The organism is Nocardioides cynanchi (assembly GCF_008761635.1).
In the GTDB taxonomy this organism is placed as follows: domain Bacteria; phylum Actinomycetota; class Actinomycetes; order Propionibacteriales; family Nocardioidaceae; genus Nocardioides; species Nocardioides cynanchi.
Genome location: NZ_CP044344.1, coordinates 1,663,082 through 1,675,068 on the forward strand (window position 1 = coordinate 1,663,082; position 11,987 = coordinate 1,675,068).

Here is an 11,987-nt window from a genome sequence, read left to right on the forward strand (position 1 = left end):
CGGGCAAACGGTGTCGCCCACGTCGGCCGCGGTCATGCCGTACCCCGACTCGAGATCCGCGGTCACCGGGACGCTCACCGCCGCGACGATCCGGCCGACATGATCGAGCATCGTGTCGCGGTCGAGGGCGCCGCCGTCCGGGACCCCGCAGGCCCAGGCGATGCCCGCGCTGGTCGTGGCGATCGCCGGGAAGCCGACCTGCTCCAGGATCCGGGCGGAGCCGCCGTCCCAGGCGTTCGGGAGCACGAAGCCGGGGCCGCTGTGCAGGGCGAGCAGGGCGGCGGCCTTCCTGCGGGAGGCGTCAGTGGTCACCGGGCCATCATGGCCCTGAGCGGTACGTCGCGTCGCCCGCCCACCGTCGGCGTCGAGGCTCAGGCCACCCGCCGTCCGTAGGCCCAACCGGGCCGGCGCAGCACGTAGGACCACCGGTCGCGCCACGACTGGGCCGACGCGACGTCGTACGCCAGGTCGGCCCACTCGTGGCTCGCGATGGTGACCGGACTGTAGGAGCCGACGTTCTTCGTCAGCCCGTAGACGACCGGCTCGTCCTCCTCCTCGAACGTCCCGAACAGGTGGTCCCAGATGATCAGGATGCTGCCGTGGTTGCGGTCGAGGTACTGCCGGTTGGACCCGTGGTGCACCCGGTGGTGCGACGGGGTGTTGAAGACCCGCTCGACCCAGCCGAGCTTCCTGATCGCCTCGGTGTGGATCCAGAACTGGTAGAGCAGGTTGATCCCGCGGGCCTGCTCGATCAGGCTCGGGCGGACGCCGGCCAGGGCCAGCAGACCGTAAGGAACGCTGAGGGTGATGCCTTCCGCGACCGGCTGCCGGAGCGCCGTCGACAGGTTGTAGCGCTCGCTCGAGTGGTGGACGACGTGGACCGCCCAGAGCCAGCGGCTCTCGTGGCTGGCCCGGTGGTTCCAGTAGTAGATGAAGTCCCACCCCAGGATCGCCGCACCCCACGCCCACGGACCGGTGCCGAGGTCGAGGCGCGAACGCTCGAAGAGCTGCTTGCCCGACGTCATCGCCGCCCACGTCGTCGACACGACCAGGGCCGTCGACGCCACCGCCGTGACCGCCAGTCCGGCGTGCGCCTTCCGGAAGACCGGGCCGACCGGTGCCCGGCGGCCGGGGTCGACCGCCGGCCCGAGCCGGATGCCGGCCAGCTCCTCCTGGACGGCGCGCACGTCCGCGGGCACCGTCTGGGGCTCGGGCAGGCCGCCGTCCCGGAGCCTCCGGCGCACCACGTCGCCGACCGTGGTCAGCGCCGCCGTCGCCGCCCCGAGCGCCAGCAGCGTCCGGCCGTGCCGACCGACGCCGGGGGTGACCGGGTCGAGAACCTTGGCGGCGACGTACGGCGCGATGAGGCTGCCCACGCCCATCGCCAGGCTCGCCATGGTGTCGGCCAGCTGGTAGTCGCCGGCCCGCGTGCCCGGCTCGACCGGGTGCGACCGCTGCCAGAGGTACTCCGCGCCCATCGCCCCGATGAACGCCGGGATCGCGAGGACCGTGAGATCCGCCTTCATGCGCACATTCTGCCCGGCTGGTCCGCGCCGGTCAGCGCTGCTGTCCGGGGCTCCGGACCGTTAGGCTCCGGTCGGAGGGACCGGGCCGCACCCGGAGTGCGTCTGGACGGTCCTGCCCCACCCACCAGGAGGACCCGGTGCGGATCGAACGCGTCGTCGCCCATCGCTGCGCCCTGCCCCTGGTGCGGCCGTTCCGGACGTCGTTCGGCACCGAGTACACCAAGGACGTGCTGCTCCTCGAGGTGACCACCGACCTCGGCGTCGGGTGGGGCGAGTGCGTCGCCGCGCCGGACCCGCTCTACAGCCACGAGTTCAACGAGGCGGTCCTGCTGGTGTGGCGCGACCACCTGGTCCCGAGGTTGATGGGTCGCGACCTCGGCGCCGAGGAGGTACCGGCCCTGCTCGGACCGGTGCGCGGACACCCGATGGCCAGGGGCGCACTGGAGCTCGCGGTGATCGACGCCCAGCTGCGCGCCTCCGGGGAGTCGTTCGCGTCGTACCTCGGTGCGGTGCACGCCCGGATTCCCTGCGGCGTCTCGACCGGGATCCCCGACGACGACTCGATCGACACCCTCGTGCGTGAGGTCGACGGCTACGTCGCCGAGGGCTACCGCCGCGTCAAGCTCAAGATCCAGCCCGGCTGGGACCTCGAGCCGGTTCGCGTGATCCGCGAGCGGCATCCGGACATCCCGCTGCAGGTCGACGCCAACCAGGCCTACTCGCGCCGCGACATCGAGCACCTCAGCGGCCTCGACGAGTTCGACCTGATCCTCGTCGAGCAGCCGATCCACGAGGAGGACTACCTCGGGCACCGGCTGCTGGCCGAGCGGATGCGCACCCCTGTCTGCCTCGACGAGTCGGTGCTGTCCGCGGACAACGCCGAGAGCCTGATCGACTACGGCGCCTGCGAGATCGTCAACATCAAGGCCGGCCGAGTGGGTGGGTACCTGAGCGCCCGGGCCATCCACGACATGGCCGTGGCGCGCGGGGTGCCGGTCTGGTGCGGCGGGATGGTCGAGACCGGCATCGGTCGGGCCGCCAACGTGGCGCTCGCGGCGCTGCCCGGGTTCACCCTGCCCGGCGACACCAGTGCGTCGTCCCGCTTCTTCAGCCTCGACGTCACCGAGCCGTTCGTGATGGACGCCGAGGGGATGATGACCGTCCCGACCGGACCCGGCCTCGGGGTCACGCCGATCCCGGAGGTGCTCGCCGACCTGAGCGTGGGCAGCGACGTGCTGGCGCAGCGATGACCGGCGAGATCCCGGCCGTCGAGATCCGGGAGCTGGGCACCCTCGACGAGTGCCGCACCCTCGACCCGTTCTTCGAGGGCGTCTGGGGAACGGGCACCCCGCCGCTCGGCGTGGAGGTGCTGCGCGTCCTCGCCCACACCGGCGGGTACGTCGCCGGCGCCTACGTCGGCGGCGACCTCGTCGGGGCGTCCGTCGGGTTCCTGGCGCAGCGCGGCGAGAGGTCGCTGCACAGTCACGTGACCGGAGTCGCCGCCGCGGCGCGCGGGCGTGGCGTCGGAGCGCTGCTCAAGGCCCACCAGCGGCAGTGGGCGCTGGACCGGGGCATCGGCCTGATCACGTGGACCTGTGACCCGCTGGTCCGCCGCAACTCGTGGTTCAACATCGTCAAGCTCGGTGCGCTTCCCGGCGAGTACCTCGTCGACTTCTACGGCCCCATGGGGGACGCCATCAACGGGTCCGACGAGTCGGACCGGCTGCTGATGGAGTGGCCCGTGACGCCGCACCCTGCCGCACCGGAGCCCGAGGTCGGCACCGTCCCCGCCATCCTGGCCTGCCGGGAGGAGGCGCCCGTCGCCCGTGCCTCCGACGCGGAGCGGGTGCTCGTGGCGACACCGGCCGACATCGAAGGACTGCGGCAGCACAGCCCCGACCTGGCGCGACGGTGGCGCTCGGCGCTGCGCGCGGCGCTGGCGCCGGAGCTGGCCACGGGTCGCGTGGTGGGCTTCACGCGGGCCGGCGAGTACGTCGTACGCCGCGACGCCGCGGCCGGCGGGACGTCCGGGGCCTGACGGTACTGTCGCCCCGTCGTCGGGCCGGGTCCCGGGCGCGTACAGGAGGTCACGGGTGCAGGTGGGCGGAGGGCGCTGGGTCCCCAGCACCGACGACCCCGGCACCGTGTACGACGCGGTGACGGCCTGGGTCGACCAGCAGGGCCTGACCCTCTACCCGCACCAGGACGAGGCGATCATCGAGCTGCTCGGTGGCAGCAACGTGGTGCTGGCCACCCCGACCGGGTCCGGGAAGTCACTGGTGGCGGTGGCGGCGCACGCGGCGGCGCTCGCGGGTAGACGGGTCAGCTTCTACACCGCGCCGATCAAGGCGCTGGTCAGCGAGAAGTTCTTCGCCTACTGCGAGATCTTCGGCGCCGACAACGTCGGCATGCTCACCGGCGACGCCTCGGTGAACTCCACGGCACCGATCATCTGCTGCACCGCCGAGGTGCTGGCCAACATCGCGCTGCGCGAGGGCCGGGACGCCGACGTCGGACTCGTCGTGATGGACGAGTTCCACTTCTATGCCGAGCCCGACCGCGGCTGGGCCTGGCAGGTCCCGCTGCTCGAGCTGACCCGCGCCCAGTTCGTGCTGATGTCGGCGACGTTGGGAGACATCAGCGCGCTGGCAGCCGATTTGACCCGGCGCAACGGCCGGGCGACCGCTGTCGTCGACGACGCCGAACGCCCGGTGCCGCTGCTCTTCTCCTGGGCGATGACCCACGTCGCCGACACGCTTGCCGAGCTGATCGAGAGCCATCAGGCCCCGGTGTACGTCGTGCACTTCACCCAGGCGGCCGCCGTCGAGCACGCCACCTCGCTGCTCACGGTCAGGCCCGGGATCGAGACCACCCGCGAGGCCCGCGACGCGATCAACGCCCGACTGGTCGGCTTCCGGTTCGGCGCCGGCTTCGGCAAGACTCTGCACAAGCTGGTCCGCCGTGGCATCGGCGTCCATCACGCCGGGATGCTGCCGCGCTACCGCCGTCTCGTGGAGCAGCTGGCCCAGGCCGGGCTGCTGGTCGTCATCTGCGGCACGGACACCCTCGGCGTGGGCATCAACGTGCCGATCCGGACGGTGCTGTTCACCGGCCTCGCGAAGTTCGACGGCACCCGGCAGCGGATCCTGCGCTCCCGCGAGTTCATGCAGATCGCGGGCCGCGCCGGCCGGGCCGGCTTCGACACGATGGGGTACGTCGTCGTGCAGGCGCCGGAGCACGTGATCGACAACGCGATCGCGCTGAAGAAGATCGGTGACGACCCGAAGCGGCAGCGCGGCTACCGCCGCAAGAAGCCGCCGGACGGCGAGGTCGTCTGGTCCGAGGAGACGTTCGACAAGCTGGTCGCCGGCACCCCCGAGCAGCTCGTCTCGCGGATGAAGGTCGACAACGCGATGCTGATCAACGTCGTCGCCCGCGACACCGACGCCTTCCCGATCCTGCGGCGGCTGCTGACCGACAACCACGAGAGCCCGGCCAACCGGCGCAAGCTCGCGCGGCGGGCCCTCCGGCTCGGCCGCAGCCTGCTGAGATCCGGGGTGCTGACCCGGCTCGACGAGCTCGACGAGCTCGGCCGGCGCTACGTGCTGACCATCGACCTGCCGGTCGACTTCGCCCTCAACCAGCCGCTGTCGCACTTCGCGTTGGCGGCCTTCGACGTCCTCGACCCGGAGTCGGAGGACTACACCCTGGACCTGGTGTCGGTCGTGGAGTCCGTTCTCGAGGCACCGCGCCAGATCCTGTCGCAGCAGCAGTACGTCGCCCGCGGCCTCGCGGTCGCCGAGATGAAGGCCGACGGCATCGAGTACGAGGAGCGGATGGCGCTGCTCGACGAGATCACGTGGCCGATGCCGCTGCGTGAGCTGCTGGAGGCGACGTACGCGATCTACCGGCAGACGCACCCGTGGCTGCCGGAGGACGCCCTGTCACCGAAGTCGGTGGTGCGGGAGATGTACGAGCAGGGCATGAGCTTCACCGACTTCGTGACGCGCTATCAGCTGGCCCGCTCCGAGGGGCTGGTGCTGCGCTACCTCACCGACGCCTACCGGACCCTGCGGCAGACCGTCCCGGACCACCACCGGACCCCCGAGCTCGAGGAGCTGTCGGAGTGGCTCGGCGAGACCGTGCGCCAGACCGACTCCTCGCTGCTCGACGAGTGGGAGGCGCTCACCGACCCCGAGGCGATCCACCGACACGCTGTCGAGGCGGAGCGGCTGCCCCACAACCCCCGGCCGATCTCCAAGCAGGAGCGGGCGTTCGCGGTGATGATCCGCAACGCGATGTTCCGTCGGGTCGAGCTGGTGGCCCGCGACGACCTCGACGGGCTGATGGCCCTGGAGCGCGCGGCCGCCGACCGGACGGACCCCCCGGGCGAGGTGGTGATGCTGCGCTCCACGTGGGACGAGGGCATCGAGGCCTACTACGCCGAGCACGACCGGGTGCTGCTCGACGCCGACGCGCGCGGCCCCGACCTGCTCCGGGTCGACCGCACCGGGCGGTCGTGGCCGGTCACGCAGACGGTGCACGACCCTGCCGGTCACCACGACTGGGTGATCGAGGCGCTCGTCGACGTGGACGCCTCCGACGAGACCGGCGAGCTGGTGCTGGTCACCCAGGCCTTCCGCAGGCTCGACGGCTGAGCAGAACTATTCTCGGCCCATGAGCCCGACCAGCGCCCCGGTGCCCTTCGAGATCTACCAGGACGGCGTCTACCTGCACGGCACCAAGGCGGAGCTCGAGGTCGGCGACCTGCTGGTGCCCGGCCGCGAGTCGAACTTCGAGACCGGGCGGACGATGAACCACATCTACTTCACCGCCACCCTCGACGCCGCCGTCTGGGGTGCCGAGCTCGCGGCAGGCCCCGGCAGCGGGCGGATCTACGTCGTCGAGCCGGTCGGCGAGTTCGAGGACGACCCCAACGTCACGGACAAGAAGTTCCCCGGCAACCCGACCCACTCCTTCCGCAGCCGCGAGCCGATCCGGGTGGTCGGCGAGCTCGTCGACTGGGTGGGGCATCCGCCGGAACGCCTGCAGGCGATGCGGGACGGGCTCGCCGCGATGCAGCGAGAGGGCACCGCGCAGATCTTCGACTGAGACCTGCCGGCGCCCGGGTGGGCCGGTGGGAGTCCAGGAGTCCGCCTACGGCTCGGAGAGCCGCTCGGTCCCCAGGTCGGCGTGCGAGCGCACCGAGGGGTAGCGGGCCACGGCCTCGAGCTCGCCGAGGTCGGTGTGGTTGCGGATGTAGCGGTGCGCCGCGTCGTACGGCGGGGCGTAGTCCCAGTCCGGTGGCCGGCCGTGGGTGAGCGCCTCCCCCACGATCCTGCGGCGACGCTGGCTCTCGCGCACCTCGCGGTCGATGCGGGCGAGGTCCCACCGCTCGGCGACCGCCGCGCGGAGCTCGGCCAGCACCTCGGCGGCTGCCGGGTCGTCGGCCCGGTTGGAGCGCTCCAGCGGGTCTGTCGACAGGTCGAAGAGCTGGTCCGGATCGACCGGTGAGTGGATCAGCTTCCACGGTCCGCGGCGGTACATCACGATCGGTGAGACGGCGCCCTCGGCGAGGTACTGGCCGACCACCACGTCACGGTCGTCGCGCTCACCGGTCAGCAGCGGCATCAGGCTCTCGGCGTCCAGCTCCTCGGCGACGGCGGCGTCCTCGCCGCCCGCGATGCCGACCAGGGTGGGCAGCAGGTCCATCGTGGAGACCGGGGACGCCACCCGGGACGGTGCGAACCGGCCCGGGGCGGAGACCACGAGCGGCACCCGGGCCGAGCCCTCGTAGAAGCTCATCTTGTACCAGAGCCCACGCTCGCCCTGCATGTCTCCGTGGTCGCTGGTCAGGATCACCACCGTGTTGTCCAGCCGCCCGGTCACGCGCAGGATCTCCAGCAGCCGCGCGAGGTGGTCGTCGACGTAGGAGATCGCCCCGAGATAGGCGTGACGCGCGTCGCGGACCATGTCGTCGGTGAGCTCGACGGCGTCCATCGCGCACACCGCACGCAGCCGCTCGTCGTGGGGATGGGTGACCGCCGCGTCGTAGCCGTACGTCGGCATCGGGATGTCGGCGGGGTCGTAGCGGTCCCAGTACTCCTGGGGGATCGCGTAGGGGTCGTGCGGGTGGGTGAACGAGACGACGAAGCAGAACGGCCGCTCGTCACCGGAGCGGATGTGCTCGTAGAGCCCGCGTTCGGCGGCGAAGGCGACCTCGTCGTCGAAGTCGAGCTGGTTGGTGCGGATGGTGACGCCGGCCTCGGTGACCGACGACATGTCGTGGTACCAGTGCGGCCGCTCGTCGGAGTCCCAGTCGGGGGTCCAGTCGTAGTCGGCCGGGTAGATGTCGGTGGTCAGCCGCTCCTCGAAGCCGTGCAGCTGGTCGGGCCCGCAGAAGTGCATCTTGCCGGACAGGGCGGTGCGGTAGCCCAGCGCACGCAGGTGGTGGGCGAACGTCGGCACCTCGGAGGAGAAGCCGGCGGCGTTGTCGTAGGTGTGGGTGTTGGACGGCAGCAGCCCGGTCATCAGGGAGGCCCGGGCCGGCGTGCACAGCGGGCTCGCGGTGTAGGCGTTGTCGAAGACCACGCCCCGTTCGGCCAGCCCCGCCATCGCCGGCGCCCGCGTGACGTCGTTCCCGTGGAAGGGCATGGCGGCAGTCGTCAGCTGGTCCGCGATCACGATCAGGATGTCGGGCCGGTCCGCAGCGGTCACTCGGGGGACGTCCGGTCGTGCGGAAGGGCGGCCGCCGGGACCTCTCCGGTCGCGGTCTCCAGCGACGGCGTGTCGGAGATCAGGTGCCGGGTGTACTCCTGCTGCGGGTTGGCCAGCATCCCCGCGGTCTCGCCGTACTCCACGATGTTGCCGTCGGCCAGGACGGCGACCTTCTGCGCGATCGAGCGGACCAGCGGCAGGTTGTGGGTCACGAAGACCATCGACAGTCCCAGCTCGCGCTGGAGATTGCCGAGCAGCTCGACGATGGCCGCCTGGACGCTCACGTCGAGGGCCGAGGTGATCTCGTCGCAGATCAGGATCGACGGCTTCGAGATCAGCGCGCGGGCGATGGCCACCCGCTGCCGCTCCCCACCCGAGCACTGGTCGGGGTAGCGCCTGGCGTAGGCCGCCGAGAGGGACACCTGCTCGAGCATCTCCCCCACCATCGTCTCGGCCTCCTTGCCGGACGCGATGCCGAACACGCTGAGCGGCTGGCCGACGGACTCGCCGATCGTCTTGCGGGGGTTCAGCGAGCCGTAGGGGTTCTGGAAGATGTACTGGATCTGCCGGCGTACGTCGGTCGAGCGCGAGCGGGCGGACTTGGCCAGCTCGGTGTCGCCGAGCCTGATCGAGCCGGTCCAGTCGTGGTGCAGACCGGCAATGGCCCGAGCTGTCGTGGTCTTGCCCGAGCCGGACTCACCGACGATGGCGAGCACCTCACCCTGCTCCAGCGTCATGTTGATCGAGTGCAGCACCTCGGTCGTGCCGTAGTAGCCGACGACGTTCTCGATGCTGAGCACCGGCTGGTCCGACTCGGACTCCGGGAGGGCGACGGGCTCGCCGTACTCGTCCTGCTTGAAGTCGACCACCTCGAGCGCCTTGATGCAGCGGGAGGCGTGGTCGGGGGTGATCTGGAGCATGTCGGGGACGGCGGTCTCGCACTCGTCGACGCGGAGCCGGCACCGCGGCGCGAACGCGCAGCCACCGGGACGCTTGCCCGGGGACGGCGCGTGCCCGGGGATGCCGACCAGGCTTCGGCCACCGGTCAGGCGTGGGATGGCACCGACCAGTCGACGCGTGTAGGGGTGGCCCGAGGACTCGAACAGCACGTCGGCGGGACCGAGCTCGACGATCCGGCCGGCGTACATCACCGCGACCCGGGTGGCGACGGCGGCGACCACCGCCAGGTCGTGGGTGACGTAGAGCGCGGCGACGCCGTGCGAGGTGGCGAGGTCGCGAACCGTGGACAGGACTGTCGACTGCGTGGTGACGTCGAGCCCGGTCGTCGGCTCGTCGAGGATGATCAGGCGGGGCCGGTTGGCGAAGGCCATCGCCAGGCCGACCCGCTGCTGCTGGCCGCCCGAGAGCTGGTGCGGGTAGCGGCGCAGATAGGCCGGGTCGTCGCTGAGGGCGACCTCGCGCATCATCTCCGCGATCCGGGCGTCGTTGGTCTTGTTGTCGTTCTGGCCGTGCGCCTCGAGCACCTCGCGGAGCTGTACGCCGATCCGCAGGGCCGGGTTCAGCGACGACGCCGGGTCCTGCGGGACGTAGGAGACCTGAGAGCCGCGCAGCCGGCGCAGCTCCGAGTCGCCCATCGTCAGGATGTCGCGGTCGCCGAGCATCACGGTGCCGCCGGTGATCTTCAGGCCGCGACGGGCGTGACCGAGCAGCGAGAGGCCCACGGTGGTCTTGCCGGAGCCCGACTCACCGACCACGCCGAGGACCTCCCCGGGAGCGATCTCGAACGACGCGTCGGGGACGACGGCCACGCCGCGGGTCGTCTCGATCCGGAGGTTGCGGACGGTGACGGCGGCCTCCCCTCCGGTGCTCGGTACGCCCTGCTGGGGCAGCTGGTCGGTGGTCACTCGTCACCCCGTTCGCGGTCGATGCCGGCGGCGGTGCGGCCGATGCCGTCACCGATCAGGCCGGTGCCCATGGTGAGCAGGGCGATGGCGAGGATCGGCAGCAACGCGCCCCACGGCTCGTAGGCGAGCGCGCCCTGGTTCTTCTGGATCATCGTGCCCCAGTTGGGTGCGTCAGGGTTGGCGGAGAGTCCCAGGAAGGCCAGGGCCGAGATCACTGCGATGGAGTAGGTCAGGCGCAGGGTCGCCTCGACCATCATCGGACCGAGGATGTTGGGCAGGATCTCCCCGGACAGGATCCGCACCCGGGACAGCCCCATCGCCTCGGTCGCCCCGATGAAGTCGCGCTCGACGACCGGTTGGGCCGCGCCGCGGGCGACCCGGGCGACGCGTGGCGCGGTGGTCAGGGCGATCGCGACGATGATCACCCAGTTCTTGGCGCCGACCAGGCTCACCGCCACCAGTGCGAGCATGATCTGGGGGAACGCCATGATCACGTCCATCAGGCGCATCAGGATGTCGTCGAGCGCGTTGCGGGCGTACGCAGCGACCAGGCCGATGATGACGCCGAACACCACGCCGATGCCGGTCGAGACCACGGCGATCACGAGGATGCTGCGGCCGCCGTACAGGAAGCGGCTGAGCACGTCGTAGCCGAGGTAGTCGGTGCCGAACACCGTCCCGCTCGCCGAGCCCGATGTGTAGGGCACGGCGATGAACTCGGCGGATCCGTGGGGGGCCACGAGGGGGCCGAAGATCGCGATCAGCACCAGGGCCAGGGTGAGAACCGCCCCGATGCGCGTGCGCCACAGGCGCAGGGAGCGCGCGAGCAGCGTCGTGGAGCGCACCGACGGGGTCGGGGTGTCGACGCCCTCGGCCAGGGCGGGTGCCTCCTCGGTCTGGCTCATAGTCGCGTCCTCAGTCGGGGTGTGACCAGGATCGTGGCCACGTCGGCGAGCAGGTTCAAGGTGACGTAGACGGCCGCGATCAGCATCGCCAGCGCCTGGACGACGGGGATGTCGTGGTTGCTCACCGCGTCGACCAGCGCGAGGCCGATGCCGGGGTAGTTGAACACCGACTCGACCACGACCACACCCCCGGCGAGGTAGGCCAGGTTGATCGCGATCACCTGGAAGACCGGCCCGATCGCGTTCGGCAGCGCGTGCCGGATCAGCACCGTGCGCTCGGGCAGTCCCTTGAGCCGCGCCATCTCGACGTAGTCGCTCTCGAGCACCTCGATCATCGAGGCCCGCATGATCCGGGAGACGTACGGCGCCACCGCGATCACCAGCGTGGCAACCGGCATCACCAGCTGGTTGGGGTAGTCCCAGGCGTGGGTGCCGGGCGGGACGGGACTCGTCGCCGGCAGCACGTGGAAGACGTTGGTCGACAGCAGGATCACCAGCAGCACCGCCACCACGAACTCGGGCAGCGCCGCCAGCAGGAGCATCAGGTTGGAGGAGAGCGTGTCGAAGAGCTTCTCGCGGCGCAGGGCGGCGTAGGAGCCGATCGCGATCGAGATCGGCACCGAGATGACCGCCGCCAGCACCACGAGCACCAGCGAGTTCGCGATCCGGGTCCCGAGCACGGAGGAGACCGGCTGCGACGACGCCAGCGACGTCCCGAGGTCACCGTGCAGCAGACCACCGAGCCACTGGAAGTACTGGCCGACCTTGGAGCTGTCGAGGTGGAGCTGCTTGTGGAGCGCGGCGAGCCGGTCGGGCGTCGCGTCGCGGCCCAGGATCGCCCGCGCGGGGTCGCCGAGCAGCTGGGTCGAGGCGAAGACGATGACCGAGACCAGGAACAGCACCAGGAGGCCGAGGAGCACCCTTCGGATGATGAAACCGGCGATCCCTCCGCCACGCAGGAACTTCATCAGGCG

At 71.1% G+C, this 11,987-nt stretch carries 9 protein-coding genes and 1 pseudogene; 4 read left to right on the top strand and 6 right to left on the bottom strand.

The window, feature by feature from the left end; all coding sequences use genetic code 11:
- Positions 1-66 precede the first annotated feature (66 nt).
- Both E3N83_RS20305 and E3N83_RS08210 read right to left on the bottom strand, forming a co-directional pair.
- Positions 67-477: pseudogene (locus tag E3N83_RS20305) on the bottom strand (isocitrate lyase/phosphoenolpyruvate mutase family protein); the annotation flags it as partial.
- Positions 372-1,526, bottom strand: coding sequence for a sterol desaturase family protein (locus E3N83_RS08210; protein WP_151082814.1), 1,155 nt, complete (start codon positions 1,524-1,526; stop codon positions 372-374). The pseudogene E3N83_RS20305 and the gene E3N83_RS08210, both read right to left, overlap by 106 nt.
- A gap of 137 nt (positions 1,527-1,663) precedes the next feature.
- Between E3N83_RS08210 and menC the strand changes: the two genes are divergently transcribed.
- The 4 genes from menC to arr are packed head-to-tail and all read left to right on the top strand — an operon-like array spanning position 1,664 to position 6,638.
- The gene (menC, locus tag E3N83_RS08215) at positions 1,664-2,776 is read left to right on the top strand and encodes an o-succinylbenzoate synthase (protein WP_151082815.1); all 1,113 of its coding nucleotides are present in this window, start codon (positions 1,664-1,666) and stop codon (positions 2,774-2,776) included.
- On the top strand, positions 2,773-3,564 hold the full coding sequence (locus E3N83_RS08220) for a GNAT family N-acetyltransferase (RefSeq protein WP_151082816.1): 792 nt from the start codon (positions 2,773-2,775) through the stop codon (positions 3,562-3,564). The genes menC and E3N83_RS08220 overlap by 4 nt, the downstream gene beginning before the upstream one ends.
- A 55-nt stretch (positions 3,565-3,619) precedes the next feature.
- Positions 3,620-6,184 carry a DEAD/DEAH box helicase gene (locus tag E3N83_RS08225; RefSeq protein ID WP_420371840.1) on the top strand — a complete coding sequence of 855 codons (2,565 nt, stop codon included), beginning with the start codon at positions 3,620-3,622 and terminating at the stop codon, positions 6,182-6,184.
- Positions 6,185-6,203: 19 nt separating this feature from the next.
- Positions 6,204-6,638: an NAD(+)--rifampin ADP-ribosyltransferase gene (arr, locus tag E3N83_RS08230; RefSeq protein ID WP_151082817.1), complete on the top strand. Its 435-nt coding sequence runs from the start codon at positions 6,204-6,206 to the stop codon at positions 6,636-6,638.
- A 45-nt stretch (positions 6,639-6,683) separates the two neighbouring features.
- Here arr and betC read toward each other — a convergent pair whose 3' ends face one another.
- The 4 genes from betC to E3N83_RS08250 are packed head-to-tail and all read right to left on the bottom strand — an operon-like array spanning position 6,684 to position 11,981.
- Positions 6,684-8,243, bottom strand: coding sequence for a choline-sulfatase (betC, locus tag E3N83_RS08235; protein ID WP_151082818.1), 1,560 nt, complete (start codon positions 8,241-8,243; stop codon positions 6,684-6,686).
- Positions 8,240-10,108, bottom strand: a complete 1,869-nt coding sequence (locus E3N83_RS08240; protein ID WP_202879354.1) for an ABC transporter ATP-binding protein — start codon at positions 10,106-10,108, stop codon at positions 8,240-8,242. The genes betC and E3N83_RS08240 overlap by 4 nt, the downstream gene beginning before the upstream one ends.
- Positions 10,105-11,013: an ABC transporter permease gene (locus tag E3N83_RS08245; RefSeq protein ID WP_151082819.1), complete on the bottom strand. Its 909-nt coding sequence runs from the start codon at positions 11,011-11,013 to the stop codon at positions 10,105-10,107. The genes E3N83_RS08240 and E3N83_RS08245 overlap by 4 nt, the downstream gene beginning before the upstream one ends.
- The gene (locus E3N83_RS08250; RefSeq protein ID WP_151082820.1) at positions 11,010-11,981 is read right to left on the bottom strand and encodes an ABC transporter permease; all 972 of its coding nucleotides are present in this window, start codon (positions 11,979-11,981) and stop codon (positions 11,010-11,012) included. Before E3N83_RS08250 ends, E3N83_RS08245 begins: the two co-directional genes overlap by 4 nt.
- Positions 11,982-11,987 lie beyond the last annotated feature (6 nt).